At 71.2% G+C, this 20,273-nt stretch carries 16 protein-coding genes; 4 read left to right on the top strand and 12 right to left on the bottom strand.

The window, feature by feature from the left end:
- The first annotated feature begins 2 nt into the window (after positions 1–2).
- Complete coding sequence (locus tag HYQ63_RS39740) at positions 3–221, top strand: ferredoxin (RefSeq protein ID WP_179938700.1); 219 nt, start codon at positions 3–5, stop codon at positions 219–221.
- 33 nt (positions 222–254) lie between these two features.
- On the opposite strand, the gene HYQ63_RS39745 is transcribed toward HYQ63_RS39740, so the two are convergent.
- The gene (locus tag HYQ63_RS39745; protein WP_179938702.1) at positions 255–1,100 is read right to left on the bottom strand and encodes a DUF4142 domain-containing protein; all 846 of its coding nucleotides are present in this window, start codon (positions 1,098–1,100) and stop codon (positions 255–257) included.
- 181 nt (positions 1,101–1,281) lie between these two features.
- Here HYQ63_RS39745 and HYQ63_RS39750 point away from each other — a divergent pair, with 181 nt between their 5' ends.
- Positions 1,282–1,716 carry an SRPBCC family protein gene (locus tag HYQ63_RS39750; RefSeq protein WP_179938705.1) on the top strand — a complete coding sequence of 145 codons (435 nt, stop codon included), beginning with the start codon at positions 1,282–1,284 and terminating at the stop codon, positions 1,714–1,716.
- A 63-nt stretch (positions 1,717–1,779) separates the two neighbouring features.
- On the opposite strand, the gene HYQ63_RS39755 is transcribed toward HYQ63_RS39750, so the two are convergent.
- The 10 genes from HYQ63_RS39755 to HYQ63_RS39800 form a co-directional block, all read right to left on the bottom strand.
- Complete coding sequence (locus tag HYQ63_RS39755; RefSeq protein ID WP_179938707.1) at positions 1,780–2,181, bottom strand: DUF3662 domain-containing protein; 402 nt, start codon at positions 2,179–2,181, stop codon at positions 1,780–1,782.
- A 92-nt stretch (positions 2,182–2,273) separates the two neighbouring features.
- Positions 2,274–2,669, bottom strand: a complete 396-nt coding sequence (locus HYQ63_RS39760) for an SseB family protein (protein ID WP_123108215.1) — start codon at positions 2,667–2,669, stop codon at positions 2,274–2,276.
- A gap of 160 nt (positions 2,670–2,829) precedes the next feature.
- Entirely contained in the window at positions 2,830–3,618 is a 789-nt protein-coding gene (locus HYQ63_RS39765) for a hypothetical protein (protein WP_257232461.1), read from the bottom strand.
- Between the two features lie 277 nt (positions 3,619–3,895).
- A complete protein-coding gene (locus HYQ63_RS39770; RefSeq protein WP_179938713.1) occupies positions 3,896–4,936 on the bottom strand; it encodes an NAD(P)-dependent alcohol dehydrogenase in 1,041 nt (346 codons plus the stop codon).
- 212 nt (positions 4,937–5,148) lie between these two features.
- Entirely contained in the window at positions 5,149–6,519 is a 1,371-nt protein-coding gene (locus HYQ63_RS39775) for an MFS transporter (RefSeq protein ID WP_179938715.1), read from the bottom strand.
- Positions 6,520–6,640: 121 nt separating this feature from the next.
- Positions 6,641–8,167: a mannitol dehydrogenase family protein gene (locus tag HYQ63_RS39780; protein WP_218929620.1), complete on the bottom strand. Its 1,527-nt coding sequence runs from the start codon at positions 8,165–8,167 to the stop codon at positions 6,641–6,643.
- Between the two features lie 11 nt (positions 8,168–8,178).
- Entirely contained in the window at positions 8,179–9,411 is a 1,233-nt protein-coding gene (gene manD, locus HYQ63_RS39785; protein ID WP_179938717.1) for a D-mannonate dehydratase ManD, read from the bottom strand.
- Positions 9,408–10,406, bottom strand: a complete 999-nt coding sequence (locus tag HYQ63_RS39790; RefSeq protein ID WP_218929621.1) for a 2-hydroxyacid dehydrogenase — start codon at positions 10,404–10,406, stop codon at positions 9,408–9,410. Before HYQ63_RS39790 ends, manD begins: the two co-directional genes overlap by 4 nt.
- Positions 10,403–11,437, bottom strand: coding sequence for a LacI family DNA-binding transcriptional regulator (locus HYQ63_RS39795; RefSeq protein WP_179938719.1), 1,035 nt, complete (start codon positions 11,435–11,437; stop codon positions 10,403–10,405). The genes HYQ63_RS39790 and HYQ63_RS39795 overlap by 4 nt, the downstream gene beginning before the upstream one ends.
- Before the next feature lie 155 nt (positions 11,438–11,592).
- Positions 11,593–14,970 (bottom strand): pyruvate carboxylase, encoded by a 3,378-nt coding sequence (locus tag HYQ63_RS39800; RefSeq protein ID WP_179938721.1) that lies wholly within the window; start codon positions 14,968–14,970, stop codon positions 11,593–11,595.
- Between the two features lie 183 nt (positions 14,971–15,153).
- Here HYQ63_RS39800 and HYQ63_RS39805 point away from each other — a divergent pair, with 183 nt between their 5' ends.
- Together HYQ63_RS39805 and HYQ63_RS39810 are read left to right on the top strand one after the other, a co-directional pair.
- Positions 15,154–16,356, top strand: a complete 1,203-nt coding sequence (locus tag HYQ63_RS39805; RefSeq protein ID WP_179938723.1) for a cytochrome P450 — start codon at positions 15,154–15,156, stop codon at positions 16,354–16,356.
- 56 nt (positions 16,357–16,412) lie between these two features.
- Entirely contained in the window at positions 16,413–17,006 is a 594-nt protein-coding gene (locus tag HYQ63_RS39810; RefSeq protein WP_179938725.1) for a helix-turn-helix transcriptional regulator, read from the top strand.
- A 12-nt stretch (positions 17,007–17,018) separates the two neighbouring features.
- Here HYQ63_RS39810 and HYQ63_RS39815 read toward each other — a convergent pair whose 3' ends face one another.
- On the bottom strand, positions 17,019–20,204 hold the full coding sequence (locus HYQ63_RS39815) for a cytochrome P450 (RefSeq protein WP_179938729.1): 3,186 nt from the start codon (positions 20,202–20,204) through the stop codon (positions 17,019–17,021).
- Between the last annotated feature and the right edge of the window lie 69 nt (positions 20,205–20,273).

Genomic DNA, 20,273 nt, shown 5'->3' on the forward strand with positions numbered 1-20,273 from the left:
CGATGACCTGGAAGGCCGAGGTCGACGGCGGCCGGTGCATGGCGTCCGGCATGTGCGCCGGGATCGCGCCCGATCTGTTCGTCCTTGACGACGAGCGGGCGCGTCCGCTGAGCGGGGAGGTTCCGGAGGAGGAACGGGTGCTGGACGTGGCGGACTCCTGCCCGGCCCTGGCCATCACCATCGTCGACGGGGGTGCGACGGTGGTCGGGCCGCGTCCCTGAGCGGCGCCACGGAGCAGCGTCACCGGAGACGCGTTACGGGACGGCGGGCGGTGAGGACACGGCGGGCGGCGTGGTGACCCCGCCGGCCCCGCTCGCCGCTCCCACCCCGGCACCGTTCACCACGTTCGGGTCGAGGCTCTGCTCGCCGCCGTTGTCCGCCGTACTGACGCTGTTGGGCGGGGGCGTGGGCTTGGACGTGCCGACGATGAACGTGGGCTCGCCCGGGGCGGGCTTGGGCGGCGTGGTGAACTCCGGGCCCTCGGTCGGGGTGGTGGTGATCTGCGAGACGGCGGAGTCGAAGTTGACCATCCCCGTCTTCTCCATCTGGGTGATGTGGTCGAGCACGGTGTTGTTGGCCTGGACCGCGAGCCTGCGCACCAGCGAGTTCTTGGTGGTCTGCCGGATCTTGGCGATGGAGCTGAAGATCTGGCCGTGGGTGACGCGCAGGATGTTCGCGTAGTACGTGTCGAAGTCCTTGCCCGTCTTCGCGTTCATCGTGTCGATGAAGCCCTGCTGTTGTGGCGTGGGCTTGTTGGGCAGGGTGATGCCGAGTTTGGGCGCGACGTCCCGGCTGATGGCGTCCAGCAGCTGATGACCGTCGAGCAGGTGCTTACCGGCGGTCTTGACCTGCTCCGTCGTCCCCTTCTGGATCCCGATCTTCCCGGCCGGGTACTCCCACAGCCCCGCCAGCCGCACCTTGACCACGAAGTCCTTGTCCGCCCCGCTGAGCGGCCCGAACTGGTTGTCCGACATCTTGCTGAGATTCGTGGCGGATTCCTGCGTCAACCCGGTCATCACGGGGGAGACGATCACGGCGAGGGTGACCACTACCGAGCCGATGAGCAGTGAGGTGCCTGTCACAAAGTACCGTGATCGCATGGAGCCTCCTGGCGGGGACCGCTTGTCGTTGTACGGAGCAGTTGTCGCGTCGCGCTGATGTCAGGCGCCGGCCGACACCAGTGAATACGGACCGTTCACTTCCGTCGCTCAAACATCTTGCCGTTTTTTACCCGCTCTTGGGTGGACGCCCCGTGACCTGTGCGGTCGCTACGATCCCGCCGTGGCCCTCTTCCTGATCGAGCGTCCCTCGCCCCACCCCGTCGACGAGACATGGCGGCGGCTGACCCAGTGGCAGCGGCACGGCAGATACGTGCCGTTGAGCAGCGTGGGCCTGCGGTCCGAGGGGCCGACGCGGGTGGGGTCGGTGGTCGTGGCACGCACCGGGGTGGGCCGGGCCGGGTTCGAGGACCCCATGGAGGTGGTCCGCTGGGAACCGCCGGGCGGCGGACGGCCGGGGCTGTGCCGACTGGAGAAGCGCGGCTCCGTGGTGCTGGGCTGGGCCGAGATCGAGGTATGGGCCAGCGGGGAGCAGTCGCGGGCGGTGTGGCGGGAGGAGGCGCGGGTGGCGCGGCTGCCACGGGTACTGGACGCGCCGACGGCCTGGGCCGGGCGTCTGGTCTTCGGCCGGGTGCTGCGCGGGCTGCTGGAGGACTAGCGGCGAGGGCTAGAGGGGCGAGGACCAGGGGCGAGGGCTCGCGACGAGGACCAGGGGCGAGGGCTAGGCCGCGCCGTCGGCGAAGGCGTCCGCGCGGATGTGGGTCAGCGGGGTGGCGGCCACCCGGTAGCGCCCGTTGGGCACCTCGCTCGACTTGGTGACGTGGACGGTGAGCGGGCCCGCCCACTCGTACCCCTGCTCCTCCGCGTGCCGCATCAGGCTGTCCGTGAGCGTCTGGCCCGCCTGCTTGCCGTGCCGGGACAGCTCCTCGTACACCTCGTCGGACAGCTCGACGTCATAGGCGTTGGGCACGACCACCCGGCTCGAACTGCACACCACCGCCTGACTGTCGCATTCCTCTCGCAGGGCGCCGAGCAGTTCCACCGGCTCGGTGGGGAACACCTTGGCGAGCAGTGCGTCCTCGAAGCGCTCTATGGCTCGTTCGATCCGGGTCAGTGTGTCCATGCTCACGCGGGTGCCCGAAAAGAAGCGGGTGTATGTGCGCGACTACGGTCCGCACATACACCCGCGCCCTGGGTGAGCATGGGGGGAAACGCTCAGCCGGCGCGGCTGAGCAGGGTCTTCACCCCGGTGGCCGTCAGCGTGACCGCTTCCGGGGCACCCGCGTCGATGGTCAGGGAAAGCTCCTCGGAGGGCCAGCCCTGAGCCAGCGCGCCCAGCGGCACCTGGTGGTAACGCTCGATCTGCGGCAGCGCCTGGTGCATGCGCTCCGGAGTGGTGAAGACCGGCACCAGCTGGGCGCCGTCCTCCTGCTGGAACACCGGCAGGGTCACCGCCTGCGGGTCGGTGTTCTCGGCGCTCTCGGCGGCGGGAAGCAGTACCTCACTTCCCGCGAGAGTGTTCAGCGCGGACTCGTCCGCACGGTCGGCAGCCAGCTCGCCGAGGGCGTGCTGAGTGGCGGTAACGGCGTTGTCATCGGGAAGAGCAGTCATGATTCCGTCCAAGATCGGGATATGCGAGTGGCCGTGCCCGGGAGCGGGCGTCCTGGCCACGGCTGGCTCGAATACCCGGTTGTATGGCACTCACACATCCCGTGGCGGAGTGTTTTCGTTTTCTGCTCGGATGTGGCGCGGGTAGCCGCTTGGACGCCGCTCAGGTGCCGCGGTACGCCTTGTAGTTCCGGAAGAGCAGATAGGTGTCGAGAATGTCGGAGGACGCGCTCTCGACCGACCGGTAGATCCCCCACTTGGGCCGCTGGTAGTCGCCCTGGTCCGGCATCTTCACGTTCGACATGCTGCCCTGCACCGCGACCGGGGCGCCGGATCCGGTGCCGTTACGTGCCGTGAACGTGGCCTTTCCGCTGGACCCGACGGTCAGCTTCCACTCGACGGTGATCCACTTGTTGCGCAGGGGCGAGAGGTCGGTCGAGGCGATGTCCGGCGAGCCGGAATTGGCGTACGCCCGGGCCCGCAACGTCTCCTTGCTGCCGCTGCGGCCGAGGTCCAGGGTGATGTACGGGCCGCCGTTGTCGACCGGGGTCTTGGTCTGGAAGATGTGCGTGAAACGGCTGGTGCCGTGCAGCGAGGACGGCATGTACATCTCGTACGAGAGGGTCCAGGTCTCCCCGTCCCGCATCTTCAGCTTCGTACCGCCCTGCACCATGCCCTTGGACTCGGTGCGCTGGCGGTCGCCGCCCCCGGTGGTGTCGCGGTCGTCCTTCCAGATGTTGAAGCGGTAGTGGTCGCCGCCTTCGATCACGACGTAGTCCCGGTCGGGATGCTGATTGCCGCGGTCGGCCTCGATGCCCTCGAATGCCTTGAGTCCGACGCCGGACGGGCTGGGGTTCCAGACCAGTTGCGGCGCCAGGGCGGCCGCTGCGGCCGGGGAGGCGCCCGACGTCAGCTGCCCGAGGAGGGGTACGCCGACGGCCGTGGCGGTCATGGAACCGAGTAACGTCCGACGACTGAAACCGCGTGGAGCAGAGTCTTCTGCCATGGTGGGCCCCTGTGGAGGAGGTCGGAGGAGCGGGAAATGGTCGATCCCACGCGTATGCGCGGGCGTGGCGCGTTCATACGATGGACTGGACCATTGGGGTCGTCAAGGCTCGCGACAGGGTTATTCATCCCATGTCTTGGCAATGACCTCGGCGGCCGCTCCCGGAAGGGGAACGGCCGCCGAGGACGTGAATGCGCTCCGTGGGCGCAGAACTGAGCTTGCGTCAGATCGTGGCGGCGTCGATGACGAAGCGGTAGCGGACGTCGCTGGAGAGCACCCGCTCGAACGCCGTGTTGATCTCCTCGGCGCGGATGGTCTCGATCTCGGCGCCCACCCCGTGCTCCGCACAGAAGTCGAGCATCTCCTGCGTCTCGGCGATGCCGCCGATGAACGAACCGGCGAGGGTCCGGCGGCCCATGACCACCGAGAAGAGGTTGAGCGAGATGGGCTCCTCCGGGAGGCCCACGTTCACCAGCGCGCCGTCCGTCTTCAGCAGCTTCAGGTACGCGCCGAAGTCCAGCGGCGCGGACACCGTCGACAGGATGATGTCGAAGGTGCCGTCCAGCTCCTCGAAGGTCTGCGGGTCGCTGGTCGCGTAGTAGCGGTCGGCACCGAGCCGCAGCCCGTCGTCCTTCTTGCGCAGCGACTGGCTGAGCACGGTGACCTCCGCGCCCATCGCGTGCGCGAGCTTGACGGCCACGTGGCCGAGGCCGCCCATGCCCACGACGGCGACCTTGCTGCCCGGCCCGGCCTTCCAGTGGCGCAGCGGGGAGTACGTGGTGATGCCCGCGCACAGCAGCGGGGCGGCCACGTCCAGCGGCAGCGCGTCCGGGATGCGCACGACGTAGTTCTCGTCGACGACGATGCCGGTGGCGTAGCCGCCGTAGGTGGTCTCGCCGTACTTGTCGGTGGAGGCGTACGTGGCGGTGTGGCCCTCGGTGCAGTACTGCTCCAGGCCCTTGCGGCAGTTCTCGCAACGGCGGCAGGAGTCCACGAAACAGCCGACGCCCACCCGGTCGCCGACGGCGTACTTGGTGACACCCGATCCGACCTCGGTGACGACACCGGCGATCTCATGACCCGGCACCAGCGGGAACGGCACCTCGCTCCAGCCCTCCCGGACCTGGTGGATGTCCGAGTGGCAGATGCCCGAGTACATGATGTCGATCGCCACGTCGAACTCGCTGACCGCGCGGCGCTCGATCGTGGTGCGCTCCAGCGGGGCCTTGGGGGCAGGTGCGGCGTAGGCGGCAACGGTACTCATGAGGCGTTTTCACTCCTTGCGGTGGATCCGTGTTCGGTCTCCTTCGAATCCATGGCCGAACACCGTGGCAAGGGTGCCAAGGTGGGGCCAGAGTGGCCAAAAGTTGAATCAATCTGAGAGGATGGTGACTAGCGGAGGAGAAGCGGGGAAATGCGCCCCGAGCGGGCCGCCGGAGGACGCCGACGACCCGCCCGTCATGGGGAAAGTACCGGTCACACGGGTTGGCGCGGGACCGTGGCGTCGGCCGCGGTGTTCAGATCGCGGTCCAGGGTTTCCGGGGTCAGCCGGGTGGTGATGAGACTCACCGCCGCGACCACCGTCATGTAGACCGCGACCGGTATCCAGGAGCCGGTGAACGCGGTGAGCAGTGCGCTACAGATGAGCGGCGCGACACCGCCGCCGATCACCGAGGAGAACTCCCGGCCCAGGGCGACCCCGGCGTAGCGGTAGCGGTTTCCGAACAGCTCGGGGAAGTAGCTCATGTGCACGCCGACCAGGCCCTGGCAGGCCAGGATGAAGCCGACCGCCATCGCCACCGCGATGGCCACCTTCGAGCCGGAGTTCAGCGCGATGAACGTCGGGGCGGGCAGCAGCACCATGCCGGTGAGGATCAGCGAACACACCGGGCGCCGTCCCAGACGGTCCGAGAGGGCGCCGAACGCGATGGCCGCCACGCCGCCGCAGAGGGAGCCGAGCAGCAGCACCTCGGGCACGAAGCTCTTCTCGACGCCCACGCTGGACACCAGGTAGGAGGCCATGAACACCTGGTAGGTGTACGACTGCGTGCTGACCCCGAAGTTCATGAGGATCACCAGCAGCAGGGGCTTGCGGCCGTGCTTGAAGACCTCCTTGACCGGTGAGGCGGGCCGCTCGTGCTGGGCCTTCAGCTCCTGGAACACCGGGCTCTCGTGCAGCTTGCGGCGCATGATCATGGCGGCCACGGTCACCAGGAGACTGCTGGCGAACACCAGCCGCCAGCCCCAGGACATCAGCGCGTCATCGGGTAGTTGCTGGGCGAGCATCCAGGCCACCGCGCCCAGCGCGGTGCCGAGCGCCGCCCCCGTCATGACCAGGGACGACAACCTGCCGCGCCGCCCTGGGGCGGCCGTCTCGGTGAGCAAGGTGGCGCCTCCGGCCTGCTCGGCGCCCGCGCCGAACCCCTGGGCCATGCGGCAGATCAGCAGCAGGATCGGGGCGAGGATGCCCACCGCCCCGTACGTCGGGAGCAGACCGATGGCGAGGGTGGAGCCGCCCATCAGGAACAGGGTCGCGATCAGCACCCACTTGCGGCCGAGGCGGTCCCCGAAACGGGAGAAGAAGAGCCCGCCCAGCGGCCGGGCGGCGAAGCCGACCGCATAGGTGCTGAAGCTGGCGAGGATGCCCACGGACGCCGAGACATTGGGGAAGAACAGATCGCTGAAGATCAGCGCCGAGGCGGTGCCGTAGATGACGAAGTCGTACTGTTCGAGCGCGGTGCCGACCAGACCGGCCCAGGCCGCGCGGCGTACCGCCTGTGGGTCGGCGGGCGGCTCACCGGTCGGGGTGGTGGCGGGTGGTGGGGGAGTGGCGGTGTTGCTCTCCATGATCCATGCCTCCTTGAACGGATCGGTTCCGGAGCGGAATCGGGCAGGGCGAAGCAGGGGGAGTGGCGGGGACGGAGGGACGAAGGGGGACGGGGCCTTCGGCCGGGCTCTGGACGGGGCCTTACCGGGAGCCGCAGGCGTCGGCCGCCGCCGCGGCGGGGCCGTGCCGGACGATGATGTCGATGAGGTCGGCGATCCGGGCGGTGAAGGCCGGATGGTCCGTCAGGCCGTCGCCGAGCAGCCCGCTCTCCAGCACGGCCTCGACGAACGCGGTACGGGGCCCGGCGGGCGCGGACCGGGCGAGGTCGGCCAGTGGCTCGCGCGCCGGATCGGCCATCGCGGCCGCATGGGGCCCGGGGGAGAAGCCGGACGGCGGTACCACACAGCACAGATACGCGGCCACGGTCAGCGCCAGGTGGTGGGGCATCCGCCCGGCCCGCAGATGGAGCAGGGCGGGTTCCGGCACCCGCTGGCGGAGCTTGACCGAGCCGTCCGAGCCGACCTGCCGGGTGCGGTGGCCCAGCGCGGTGTTGGCCCAGCGGTCGAACAACTGCCCTATGTATTCCTCCAGTTGGATGTCGGCGGGCACGGTGAGGCTCGGCAGATAGTCGTCGTGGAGCACACTGCGCGCGGCCTCGGCGATGAACGGCCGGGCGATGGCGTCCGGGATGGTCTCCCGCCCGTCCAGCGCGCCGAGATAGGCGATGAGCGAATGGGTGCCGTTGAGCAGCCGCAGCTTCAGCAGCTCGTACGGTTCCACATCGTCCGTGAACAGCGCCCCGCCGTGTTCCCAGCGCGGACGGCCTGCGGCGAAACGATCCTCCATGACCCACATGGAGAACGGTTCGGCCGGTACGGGGACGGCGTCGCGCACCCCGAGGCGGTCGGCGACCGCGTCACGGTACACATCGGTGGTGGCGGGCACGATCCGGTCGACCATGGAGCTGGGGAACGTCACCGAACGCGCCAGCCACGGCAGCAGCTCCTCGCGCTCCGCGGCCGGGAGCGCCTCGGTGAACTCGTGCACCAGCCGCCGGGTCTGGGCCCCGTTGCCCACCAGGTTGTCGCAGCTGAGCACCGTCAGCGGCCGGGCGTGGGTGCGTACGCGGCGCTGGAGCCCGCGCACGATCCGCCCGATGGTGGTCCGGGGCGGGCCGTCACCGCGCAGATCGGCCCGCACCGCGGGGGAGTCGAGGTCGAGGCCGTGGGTGCGCGGGGAAAAGGTGTAGCCGTGTTCGGTGACCGTCAGGGTGACGATGGCCGTGCCGGGCGCCGCCAGCGCGTCCTGGACCTCGTCCGGCTGTTCCGCGGCCACCAGCGCCCCGGTGTGCACCGCGGGCACGGTGACCCGGGTGCCGGAGGGGGAGATCTCCACCACCGCGTAGCGCAGTTGCTGCTCGCGCAGCGCCCGGGCCACGGTGGCGGAGCGTCCGGCGACCCCGAGGATGCCCCACGGGCCGTCGGTGTGGTCCAGCGCGGCCGCGGTGTGGACGGCCTGGTGGGCGCGGTGGAAGTTGCCGAGCCCCAGATGCACGATGCCGGTCTCGGTGGGCGGCCGCCGCGGGGTGAGCACGGACGCGGCGACGGTGCTGCGGTCCAGGCGCGGCAGGCGCGCCGGGGTGGCCAGCGTGGTGGGGGGCGTGGTCATGGGGGAGATCCTCACCAATCCGTCATCGAGCCGTCGCGCCGTCGCGCGACCGGCAGGTAGGCGGGTTCGTACGGAAAGCGGGCGGCGAGCGTTTCGTCCACCTCGACTCCGAGGCCGGGCCGGTCGCCGGGGTGCAGATGTCCGTCGGCGTAGGACCAGGCGTGCCCGAACACCTCGTGCACGAGCGGCTCGTAGCCCATGTACTCCTGGATGGCGAAGTTCGGCGTGGCCAGGCCCACGTGCAGCGACGCGGCCAGCGCCACCGGGGACACGTCCGAGGGGCCGTGCGGGCCGAGCCGTATCTGCCAGATCTCGGCGAGGGCCGCGATCCGCCGCAGATGGCTGATCCCGCCCGCGTGGCTCACACAGGTCCGTACGAAGTCGATCAGCTGCTCGGTGATCAGCGACTGGCATTCCCAGACCGTGTTGAACACCTCGCCGATCGCCAGCGGCACGGTGGTGTGCTGCCGTACGTGCCGCAGCACCTGCTGGTTCTCCGCGGGGGTGACGTCCTCCAGCCAGAACAGGTCCACATCCTCCAGCGCGCGGCCGAGCCGCGCCGCCTGACCGGGGGCGAGCCGGTGGTGCGCATCGTGCAGCAGCTTCAGTTCGGGACCGACATGGTCCCGTACGGCGGTGAGCACCTTCGGCGCGTGCCGGAGGTAGGCGTCGGTGTCCCACACCTCCTCCACCGGGGCGGCGCCGCGCCCGGCCGGTTCGTATCCCCGGCCGCTCCGGCTCACCCCGTACACCGTGTCCAGGCCGGGGACACCACTCTGCGCCCGCACCGCGCGGAACCCCTCCTCGCGCCGGGCGTCGACCGACTCCAGCAGCTGCGGGAGGTCCCAGCCGGTGGCATGGGTGTACGTGAGGATCCGGTCGCGGACCGCGCCGCCCAGCAGCTGGTAGACGGGCTGGCCGGTGGTCTTGCCCTTGATGTCCCACAGCGCCATGTCCACCGCGCCGATGGACGTCATCGTCACCGGGCCGCGCCGCCAGTAGACCCCGCGGTAGAGGTACTGCCAGGTGTCCTCGATGCGTGCCGGGTCGCGGCCGATGAGCAGCGGCGCCACATGGTCCCGCAGATACGAGGCGACGGCCAGCTCACGGCCGTTGAGCGTGGCGTCGCCCCAGCCGACGAGGCCCTCGGTGGTGGTGATCTTGAGCGTGACGAAGTTGCGGCCGGGGCTGGTCACCAGGACCTCGGCGGCGGCGATGGTGTCGCTCGTGGGCGTGGTGCTCATCGGGCCACCGCCACCACGTTGTGCAGCGGCTCGCCGCCTGCCAGCCGGCCGATGTTGGCGGTGATGTCGGCGGCGCGGCGGATGAAGGTCTGCCGGGTGAGGCCGGAGGAGTGCGGTGTCATCAGTACGTTGTCCAGCGTCTCGAAGGGATGCCTGCTGGGGGCGCCGGTGTGTCCGCTCGTCGGGTACCGGTACCAGACGTCGAGCGCCGCGGCCCCGATGGTGTGGCTGGTCAGCGCCTCGTACAGCGCGTCCTCGTCCACGACGGGGCCGCGTCCGACGTGGACCAGCACCGCGGACGGGCGCATCCGGGACAGCTCGGCCTCGCCGATGAGCCCGGTGGTCTCCGGTGTGAGCGGCGCCGACACCACGACCACGTCGGAGGTGTCCAGCAGCGCGCCGAGGTCGTCGATGGTCCCGGACCAGGTCAGCCCCTCGGCCGCCGCGTCCACCTCGCCCCGCCGGGTGACCGCCACCCCGCGCGCGCCGAACGCCCGGAACCCCTGCCAGCAGCGGGCGCCGATGTGACCGAAGCCGACGAAGCCGATGGTGGCCGCGGACAGCGAGTCCATCCAGGGGGAGCGCGGATCGTGTGCGGGGGAGTCCCACACCGCGCGGCGCAGCGCGTCGTGCTGGCGCAGAAAGCCGCGCCGCAGCAGGATCGCGGCCGATACGGCGTATTCGGCGATCGCGTCCTCGTGGTGGTAGGTGTTGGCCACCCGGGTCCCGGGCGGCAGCGCGGTCAGGTCGATCTTGTCCGTCCCCGCACCGGCCGTGTGGACCAGTCGCAGCCGGGTGGCGAGGGCGGCCGTCCGGGCGGTGCACTGCCCCGCCACCAGCACGTCCGCGTGCGGCACCGCGGCCTCGACCGCCTCGGTGTCCCGGGGCTCGGGCCAGCTGACGACCGTACCCGCCGGAAGGGCGGCCTCGAACTCGGCACGCAGCGGACGCAGATTGGGGTCGGCGACCACCACGGTCAGGGGCTCCGCGGTCATGGCGTGTCCTTCCCCGCCGCCACCGCGGCCCCTACCGGAGCGGAGTACGCCGGGCCGGTGGACCCGCGCACGATGAGCTGGGTGGGCAGCCGCAGGGTGCGGGGCATCTGCCGCTCGCCGCCGAGGACCTGCCCCAGCAGCTCGTGGCTGAGCGCCCCGGCCCGGGCCATCGGCACCGCGATGCTGGTCAGGGAGGGCTGCGCCACTTCGGCGAAGGGGATGTCGTCGACGCCGATGACGCTCAGCCGCTCGGGAACGCTCAGCCCCAGCGCCCGGGCGCCGGAGATCACGCCCAGGGCCATCAGATCGTTGTGCGCGATGACGGCGGACGCCCCCGAGGCCATCACGCTCGCCGCGGCGGCCGTGCCGCCCGCCACCGTCTCCGACTGCCAGCCCAGCAACTCCAGCTCCAGTCCGGTGCGTTCGGTCTCGGCGCGGATCAGCGCGACCCGGTGCGCGTTGGACCAGGACCGCTGCATGCCCTGGACGTAGGCGATCCGCCGATGGCCGAGCGCGGCCAGGTATTCCACGGCCTGGCGCATCCCGTGGGCGGCGTCGGCGATCACGCAGTCGGCGCCGGCCGTCTCCCGGTTGACCAGCACGGCGGGCGTGCGTCCGCACAGGTCCAGGACCTCGTCCGCCTCCAGGCGGGGCGAGCACACGATCAGCCCGTCCGCCTGCCCGGTCATGTGTGCGATCACCTCGCGCTCCCGGTCCGGGCTCAGATCGGTGTCGGCGAGCACCACGGTCTGCCGACGGCGCCAGCCCTCGCCCTGGGCGGCCTTCACGAAGGCCCCGAACACGGGGTTGGCGATGTCGGGGACGACGACGGCGATCGTGGCGGTCTCCGTGTCGGCGGGAGCCTCGGCGGCACGGGCGGTCACCGGTGGTTCGTATCCCAGCTCTTGGGCAACGGCCAGGATCTTGCGCAAGGTCTGCGGTCCCAGCCGGTCCGGATTGCTGAACGCGCGGGAGGCCGTGGACAGCGCCACATTGGCGCTCTTGGCGACGTCGGTGAGGGTGGGGGCCATGGCGGCCCGCTACCGGTGTGAGGAGAGGTTGCGGGTGAACGACATAGTGCATGGTGTTCACCGTTGCGCAACCTTGTCAACGGTTGCCGAAGGATTGGCAAGGCCCCGGTCCGGTGGTCTGAATCTTCCACCGGACCGGGCCGTGAGGCTGTGCCTCAGCCGAGGTCGACCAGCAGGTCACCGCCCTCCACCTGCTGGATGGTGTTGATGGCCACCCGGGAGACCCGGCCGGCCTTCGGCGCGGCGATGGTGGCCTCCATCTTCATCGCCTCGATGGTGGCCACGGTGGCACCCGCCTCGACCTGGTCGCCCTCGGCGACGGTCAGAGTCACCACCCCGGCGAACGGCGCGGCCACATGGCCCGGGTTGCTCTTGTCGGCCTTCTCGGTGGCCGGGATGTCGGAGGCCGCCGAGGTGTCCCGGACCTGGATCGGGCGCAGCTGGCCGTTCAGGGTGGACATCACCGTCCGCATGCCGCGCTCGTCGGCCTCGCCGATGGCCTCCAGCTCGATGAGCAGCCGCACCCCGGGCTCCAGGTCCACCGTGTACTCCTTCCCGGGGCGGATCCCGTAGAAGAAGTCCTTGCTGTCCAGCACGCTGGTGTCGCCGAACGCCTGCCGGTGGGTCTCGAACTCCTTCGTCGGGCCGGGGAACAGCAGCCGGTTCAGGGTCCGGCGGCGGTCGTCGGCGAGGTGCTGCCGGTCCTCGGCGGACAGCTCCTCCGTCGTGGGCTTGGCCTCCGCGCGGCCCTCCAGCGCCTTGGTGCGGAAGGGCTCCGGCCAGCCGCCGGGCGGGCTGCCCAGCTCGCCGCGCAGGAAGCCGATCACCGAGTCCGGGATGTCGAACTTGTTGGGCTCGGCCTTGAAGTCCTCCGGCGACACCCCGGCGCCCACCAGGTGCAGCGCGAGGTCGCCGACGACCTTCGAGGACGGGGTGACCTTCACCAGGTGGCCGAGCATGCGGTCGGCGGCGGCGTACATCGCCTCGATGTCCTCGAAGCGGTCGCCGAGGCCGAGCGCGATGGCCTGGGTGCGCAGGTTGGACAGCTGGCCGCCGGGGATCTCGTGGTGGTACACCCGCCCGGTCGGCGAGGCGAGGCCCGCCTCGAAGGGTGCGTAGATCTTGCGCACGCTCTCCCAGTACGGCTCCAGCCCGCCGATCGCCTCCAGGTCGAGTCCGGTGGGCCGCTCGGAGTGGTCGGTGGCGGCCACGATCGCCGACAGCGAGGGCTGTGAGGTGGTGCCCGCCATGGACGCCACCGCTCCGTCCACCGCGTCCGCACCGGCCTGGATCGCGGCCAGATAGGTGGCGAGCTGTCCGCCCGCGGTGTCATGGGTGTGGATGTGCACCGGCAGGTCGAACTCCCGGCGCAGCGCGGACACCAGCTTCGCGGCGGCCGGGGCGCGCAGCAGCCCCGCCATGTCCTTGATGGCCAGCACATGCGCGCCCGCGTCCACGATCTGCTCGGCGAGCCGCAGATAGTAGTCCAGGGTGTACAGCTTCTCCGACGGATCGGACAGATCGCTGGTGTAGCACAGCGCCACCTCGGCGACCGCGGTGCCGGTGTTCCGCACCGCCTCGATGGCGGGTCGCATCTGCCCGACGTCGTTGAGCGCGTCGAAGATCCGGAAGATGTCGATGCCGGTGGCGGTGGCCTCGTGGACGAAGGCGTCCGTCACCTCCGTCGGGTACGGGGTGTACCCGACGGTGTTGCGGCCGCGCAGCAGCATCTGGAGGCAGATGTTGGGCACGGCCTCGCGCAGCGCCGCCAGCCGCTCCCAGGGGTCCTCGGCGAGGAACCGCAGCGCCACGTCGTAGGTGGCGCCGCCCCAGCACTCCAGCGACAGCAGCTGCGGCACGGTGTGCGCCACCGCCGGGGCCACGGCGAGGAGGTCCTTGGTGCGCACGCGGGTGGCCAGCAGCGACTGGTGTGCGTCCCGGAACGTGGTGTCGGTGACCCCGATCCGCGGCGACTCGCGCAGCCACCGGGCGAAACCCTCCGGGCCCAGCTCGGTGAGGGTCTGCTTGGACCCGGCGGGCGGTGCCCCGTCCGGCACCCGCGGCAGCTTCCCGGCCGCGTCGATCAGTTGGGGCCGGGGGCCGTGGGGCTTGTTGACCGTGATGTCGGCGAGGTAGGTGAGCAGCTTGGTGCCGCGGTCGGCGGAGTGCCGTGCGGTCAGCAGATGCGGCCGCTCCTCGATGAACGACGTGGTGACGTGCCCGGACCGGAAGTCCGGATCGTCCAGCACGGCCTGGAGGAACGGAACGTTGGTGGACACCCCGCGGATACGGAACTCGGCCACCGCGCGCCGGGCCCGCCCGATGGCATGGTCGAAGTCGCGTCCCCGGCAGGTCAGCTTCACCAGCATCGAGTCGAAGTGCGCGCTGATCTCGGCGCCGGCGTGGGTGGTGCCGCCGTCGAGCCGGATGCCCGAGCCGCCCGGCGAGCGGTAGGCGCTGATCATGCCGATGTCCGGGCGGAAGCCGTTGGCCGGGTCCTCGGTGGTGATCCGGCACTGGAGCGCGGCGCCGCGCAGATAGACGGTGTCCTGCGACAGACCGAGGTCGGGCAGGGTCTCCCCGCTCGCGATCCGCATCTGAGACTGGACGAGGTCGACATCGGTGATCTCCTCGGTCACCGTGTGCTCGACCTGGATCCGCGGGTTCATCTCGATGAAGACGTGGTTGCCTTCGCGGTCCAGCAGGAATTCCACCGTGCCCGCGTTGCGGTAGCCGATCTGCCGGGCGAACTTCACCGCGTCCCCGCAGATCCGCTCGCGCAGCTCCGGGTCGAGGTGGGGCGCGGGCGCCATCTCGATGACCTTCTGGTGGCGGCGCTGCACCGAACAGTCCCGTTCGAACAGGTGCATGACATTACCCTCGGCGTCGGCGAGGATCTGCACCTCGATGTGGCGGGGCTCGACGACCGCCTTCTCCAGGAAGACCGTCGGGTCGCCGAACGCCGACTCGGCCTCGCGGGCCGCAGCCTCGATCGACTCGCGCAGCAGCCGGGGCTCCTCGACCCGCCGCATCCCGCGCCCGCCACCGCCCGCGACCGCCTTGACGAACACCGGGAAGCCCAGCTCCTCCGCCGCCAGTACCAGCTCGTCCACGTCAGAGGAGGGCTCCGAGGAGCCGAGCACCGGCACCCCCGCCGCCCGGGCCGCGGCCACCGCCCGCGCCTTGTTTCCGGTCAGCTCCAGCGTCTCCGCGCTCGGGCCGACGAAGGTGATCCCCGCCTCCTCGCACGCCCGCGCGAGGTCGGGGTTCTCGGACAGGAAGCCGTATCCCGGGTACACCGCGTCGGCCCCGGCCTGCCGCGCCGCGGCGACGATCTCCTCGACGGACAGATAGGCCCGCACCGGATGGCCCGGCTCGCCGATCTCGTACGCCTCATCGGCCTTCAGCCGGTGCAGCGAGTTGCGGTCCTCGTGCGGGAACACCGCGACGGTTCTCGCCCCCAGCTCATAGCCGGCGCGGAACGCCCGAATGGCGATCTCCCCACGGTTGGCGACCAGCACCTTACGGAACATGTGCTTTCCCTTCCTCATGCCCGTCCTACTGCCCGGTACGAACACAGCCTGCTCGCGACACTACTGCTGCCCAGCACGCCGGACGGCACCCTTGTGATCCAGTTCGCACCTCGGGCATGGTGCCCGGGGGACCGCACGGCGTTCCCCGGAAGAGTCCGCAGGCTGCTGCCGAGGAGGACCATCGTGAGTGCCCCGTCGTCCGCGCCCCACCAGGCCCCGCCGTACCCCAGACAGCGCGCCAACTACGTCGACCCCGCGCCCGCACTGATCACCGGCCCCGCCATCAGCCCGCTCCGGTTCGTCGGCGGCAGTACGGGATGGCTGGTCACCGGATACCACGAGGCCCGGGAGGTGCTGCGGGATCCGCGCTTCAGCGCCGAGCGGTGGCGCGGCGACGACACGGTGCGGCCCGTCTCGCAGACCGTCCGGGAGAACCGCGGCAACGGGCCGGGGTCGTTCCTGAGCATGGACGCCCCCGAACACGGCCACTATCGCGGGTTACTCACCCGCTACTTCACCGTACGGCGCATGCGCGCCCTCGAACCCCGCATCGACGGCATCGTCACCGACTGCCTGGACGCCCTCCAGGCCGCGGGGAAACCGGCCGACCTGGTGGAGCACTTCGCGCTGCCGGTCCCCTCGCTGGTGATCTGCGAAATGCTCGGCGTGCCCTACGCGGAGCGCGAGACCTTCCAGCGGGCCAGCGCGCAGGTCCTGGTCCAGGACCAGTCGGGCGGCCAGTTCGACCGGGGGATGCGGACGATCACCGACTTCATCGGCGAGCTGACCGCCGCCAAGCGGCGCGCCCCCCAGGACGATCTGATCTCCTACCTCACCTCCGTTGGTGAGTTGTCCGACGTCGAGATCAACAACATGGCGGCGCTGCTGCTGATCGCCGGCCACGAGACCACCACCAACATGCTCAGCCTCGGCACCTTCGTCCTGCTCCAGAACCCGGAGCAGATGCGGCGGCTGCGCGAGGACGACGCGCTGGTGCCCGGCGCCGTCGAGGAGCTGCTGCGCTACCTGAGCATCGTCAACGCCTTCCCGGTCCGGATCGCGCTGGAGGACGTCGAGATCGGCGGCGTCACCGTCACGGCCGGCCAGAGCGTGGCGGTCTCGGTCCCGGCCGCGAACCGGGACCCCGCACTGGTGGACGAGCCCCACACGCTCGACGTCGGCCGCCCCCGCAGCAGCCACCTCGCGTTCGGGTACGGCATCCACCAGTGCCTCGGCGCGAACCTGGCCCGGATCGAGCTGGCGGCGGGCTACCGCGGACTGCTCGGCCGGTTCCCGGACCTCGCGCTCGCGGTGGCGCCGGAGGAGGTGCGGATGCGCAGCGACATGGTCATCTACGGGGCCCATGAGCTGCCCGTCACCTGGTGATCAGCGGTGATCACGAAAATTTGACAAAACTACTTGCCGCACCGGCAAATGGGGGGATGGCAGACGACGACATTCCCGAGGTGCTGAACGCCGTCGGCCCGCGGCTGCGGGCGTTGCGGCGGGAGCGCGGAGCCACCCTGGCCCAGCTGAGCGAGACCACCGGGATCTCGCTCTCCACCCTCTCGCGGCTGGAGTCGGGGCAGCGCAAGCCCACCCTGGAACTGCTGCTGCCCCTGGCCAAGACCTACGGCGTCCAGCTGGACGAGTTGGTCGGCGCGCCGCCCACCGGCGACCCCCGCATCCATCCGCGCCCCTTCACCCGGCACGGGCAGACGTTCGTGCCGCTGACCCGCTACCTCGGCGGGCTGCACGCCTACAAGCAGATCCTGCCCGGCCGGAAGACGGGTGCCGACGTCCGGCCTTCGCAGGCGGTGCACGAGGGGTACGAGTGGCTGTACATCCTCTCCGGCAGGCTGCACCTCGCCCTCGGCGAGCACGATCTGATCCTCACCTCGGGCGAGGCCGCCGAGTTCGACACCCGTACGCCCCACGGCTTCGCCAGCGCGAGCGCACAGCCCGTCGAGTTCCTCAGCCTCTTCGGCGCCCAGGGCGAGCGCATGCATGTGCGCGCCCGCCCCACCGGTGACTGAGCCGGGTCGCGGTCACCCGGCGTAGACGTCCTCCACGTAGCGGCCCTCGGCCATCAGGGCGTCCAGCCACCGCTGTGCCGCCGCCTCGTCGGCGCCGGGGGTGTGGGCCGCGTACACCGACCGGAAGGCCTCCCGCACCCCGGGGGCCATCCGGGCGCCGTCTCCGCACACGTACACCTCGGCGCCCTCCGCCAGCAGCCGCCAGATCTCCGCGGCGTCGGCGGCGATGCGGTGCTGGACGAAGCGGTGGCCGTCCACCGGGGCCTGGCTGAACGCCGGGCGCATGGACACCGCGCCGACGGCCTCGGCGGCGCGCAGCTCCTCGCTGTGCAGATAGTCGGCGTCGGGCGCGTCGCACCCGAAGTAGCACAGCGCCGGGGCGAGCGGTGTGCCGGACTCCACGAGCGCCCGCCGGTCGGCGACGGTGCCGCGGAAGGGGGCGAGCCCGGTACCGGCGGACACCATGATGACCGGCCGGTCCGGCGCGTGGCCGATGCGGAACGCGTCCCGGCAGGGCTGCACCCGGGCGAGCACGGTGTCCCCGGGCCGCACCGCGTTCAGATGGCCGGAGCCGGTGCCCTGGAAACCGCTCGTCTCGTCGCGCAGCAGCGACACCATCAGATCGACGTGGCGCGGTGAGACGGCGGGGGAGGACGAGATCGAGTAGTGGCGCGGCCGCAGCGGCGGCAGCAGCTCCAGCAGCACCGGCCAGGTCAGCGTCTCGCGCAGCGCCGGGTTGGCCTCGATCAGGTCCAGCAGGGTGCGTTCACCGGGGGTCTGCGCGGCGAGCGCCGCCTTCTCCGGCGGGCAGGGGTTCAGCTCGGCGAGCAGGGCCAGCTGCTCGGCGTTCGGACGGTGATTCAGCTCCACGTGGTGCGTCAGCAACTCCCGTACGGTGACCGGCCGGTCCACCGCCAGACCGCCGCGGCGGGCCGGGCGGGCGGACACGATGCTGAGCACGGTCTCCGGGTCGGCGTGCAGCAGCTTGGTGGCCCGCGTCACCAGCTCCGGGTCGTTCGCCGGGAGCACGGTGAGGTGGTCGGCGGTGCGGTACGCGACCCCCTCGGGCAGGGCCAGCCGCACGAACCGCTTGACGCGCGGATACGACGGATCGCTGAGGCTGCCGGTCTCGGTGACCTCCATCGCCACCATGCCGTGCTGCCGCGCCAGACCGTCCAGCGGCCCGCCGGTGACCTCGGTGACGGTGTACGCCGGGCCGTCGTCCGCGGCGTCGGCGGCCGGGGCAGCGCCCACGGTGGCCGGGTCGCCGTGGCGCTCCAGCAGCGCGGTGCGCAGCCGCTCGGTGAAGTCCCGCACCGTGCCGCTGAGATCGCCCGAGGCGTCGGCCGCGGCCCGGTCGATGAGCCGGGTGGCGCCGAGGGCGGCCAGCCGCTCGTCGATCAGGGTCGGCACGCGCTGGTAGGTGGCGGCCCAGTTGCGGTCGCCGACGCCGAGCACCGCGTACGCGACGCCGTCCGCCGCGCCCGGCTCGGCCGTCTCCAGCCAGGCCAGGAAGGCGGCGGCGTCATCGGTGGGCTGCCCGTTGTAGGAGGCGGCGGTGATGACCACCGGGCGGTCGGTGGGCAGCCCGCCCGCGTAGGCGTCGAGCGGGGCGACCTCGGTGGCGCAGTCCAGGCCGTCCGCGTCGGCGGCCAGATCCTCGGCGAAGGAGCGGCAGGTGCCGAAGTTGGTGCCGTACAGCAGCAGCGCACCGGTGTCCTGGCGCACCCGGCTCGGCAGCGAGGCGTCCCGTGCGGGCGCGCTTGTCGCCACCGCGGCGGCCGCCGCCACCGCCCGCTCCTCCGGGGTGCGGGGGATCAGCCGCAGGGTGAGCCCTTCGGGCTTGAGGGTGAGCGACTCCTTGACGTGGAGCCGGTAGTCCGCGTGGTCGATCAGCCGGTAGCGGTGCACCAGCATCGCGAGCAGCATGGTCGCCTCGTGCAGCGCGAACTGCCGCCCGATACAGGCCCGTTCACCGGTGCCGAACGGCTTGTAAGCGTGCACCGGACGCGCCGCCTCGGCCTCCGGGTCGAAGCGCGACGGGTCGAACAGCTCCGGGTTGTCGCCCCACACCGCGGCGCGGTGCAGCATCGGCGTGAGCACGATGGCGGGCTGCCCGGCCCGCATCGGAACGCGCCCGCCGAGCATCGTGTCCTCGCGCGCCTGCCGGGAGAAGGCGGCCGCGGTCGGCCACAGCCGCAGCGCCTCGTTCAGCACCTGGCGGGTGTAGCGCAACAGCCCCACCTGCTCGAACGTCGGCTCCGGGTCCGCGTCGGCGCCGAACAGCGCGTCCGCCTCCCGCTGCACCCGGCGCAGTTCGCCCGGGTTCTTGGCGAGGTAGTGCAGGGCGAAGGACAGCGCGCCCGAGGTGGTCTCGTGACCCGCGATCAGGAAGGTGATCACCTGGTTCCGGATGTTGGCGTGGTCCAGCGGGGTGCCGTCGGACGGATGCGTGGCGCCGAGCATCAGCCCCAGCAGATCGTCGGTGCCCGACTCGCCCGCGGCGACCCGGGCCTGGATCACCTCGTCGACGACGGACGTGAGATACGCCGTATCGGCGCGGAACGCCTCGTCCTGCTCGCTGTAGTCCACATCCGGGCGGCGCGCCACCTTGCGCATGCTCCACTCCAGGCAGCGCACCATGGCGCTGACGAACGGATGCGGTTCCGCGCGGTCGAACGAGCCGAAGTCGTAGCCGAACCCGGCCAGCCCGATGGTGTCCAGCGTCATCCGCGTCATGTCGTCCGTCACCGCGACCGGCTCGCCGCTCGCCGCGCGGGCGTCCCAGGCGTCGATCACCCGCCGCGCCACCTGGAGCATCACCGGGTGGTACGTGCGCATCGAGCCGAGCGCGAAGGCGGGCATCAGGATGTCGTGCGCCTTCGCCCAGTTCGGCTCGTCGTTGTACGCGGTGAACAGCCCGTCGTGGGTGAACTCCCGGACGTTCTCCAGCGACTGGTTGACGAACTTGGCGAACCGCTGGTCGTCACAGAGTTCCGCCACCAGGTCGGGGTCGCTGACGAACAGCACGTCGGTGCCGTGCAGCCGCCGCCGCAGCACCGGGCCATGGCGTCGCGTCAGCTCCATGGCCTGCTGGATCGGAGTGTTGTTCGTCTGCGCGGAGATGTCGACGAGCGGGACACCGTCGGAGCTGCCGCCCTCGGCGGTCCCGGCCGGAAGGAGGGGGGTTTCGGTCATGACGATGCGATGCCTTCCATGCGAGGGGATGTCTCCAGCCTCGCCCCGCCGACCCGGGCCGCTCGCCGG

The organism is Streptomyces sp. Rer75, from assembly GCF_013414305.1.
Taxonomy (GTDB): domain Bacteria; phylum Actinomycetota; class Actinomycetes; order Streptomycetales; family Streptomycetaceae; genus Streptomyces; species Streptomyces himastatinicus.

Coding starts and splice junctions, on each gene's coding strand:
- HYQ63_RS39740 (WP_179938700.1), top strand. CDS start 3: ATGACCTGGAAGGCCGAGGTCGACGGCGGCCGGTGCATGGCGTCCGGC.
- HYQ63_RS39745 (WP_179938702.1), bottom strand. CDS start 1,100: ATGCGATCACGGTACTTTGTGACAGGCACCTCACTGCTCATCGGCTCG.
- HYQ63_RS39755 (WP_179938707.1), bottom strand. CDS start 2,181: ATGGACACACTGACCCGGATCGAACGAGCCATAGAGCGCTTCGAGGAC.
- HYQ63_RS39760 (WP_123108215.1), bottom strand. CDS start 2,669: ATGACTGCTCTTCCCGATGACAACGCCGTTACCGCCACTCAGCACGCC.
- HYQ63_RS39765 (WP_257232461.1), bottom strand. CDS start 3,618: ATGACCGCCACGGCCGTCGGCGTACCCCTCCTCGGGCAGCTGACGTCG.
- HYQ63_RS39770 (WP_179938713.1), bottom strand. CDS start 4,936: ATGAGTACCGTTGCCGCCTACGCCGCACCTGCCCCCAAGGCCCCGCTG.
- HYQ63_RS39775 (WP_179938715.1), bottom strand. CDS start 6,519: ATGGAGAGCAACACCGCCACTCCCCCACCACCCGCCACCACCCCGACC.
- HYQ63_RS39780 (WP_218929620.1), bottom strand. CDS start 8,167: ATGACCACGCCCCCCACCACGCTGGCCACCCCGGCGCGCCTGCCGCGC.
- manD (WP_179938717.1), bottom strand. CDS start 9,411: ATGAGCACCACGCCCACGAGCGACACCATCGCCGCCGCCGAGGTCCTG.
- HYQ63_RS39790 (WP_218929621.1), bottom strand. CDS start 10,406: ATGACCGCGGAGCCCCTGACCGTGGTGGTCGCCGACCCCAATCTGCGT.
- HYQ63_RS39795 (WP_179938719.1), bottom strand. CDS start 11,437: ATGGCCCCCACCCTCACCGACGTCGCCAAGAGCGCCAATGTGGCGCTG.
- HYQ63_RS39800 (WP_179938721.1), bottom strand. CDS start 14,970: ATGTTCCGTAAGGTGCTGGTCGCCAACCGTGGGGAGATCGCCATTCGG.
- HYQ63_RS39810 (WP_179938725.1), top strand. CDS start 16,413: ATGGCAGACGACGACATTCCCGAGGTGCTGAACGCCGTCGGCCCGCGG.
- HYQ63_RS39815 (WP_179938729.1), bottom strand. CDS start 20,204: ATGACCGAAACCCCCCTCCTTCCGGCCGGGACCGCCGAGGGCGGCAGC.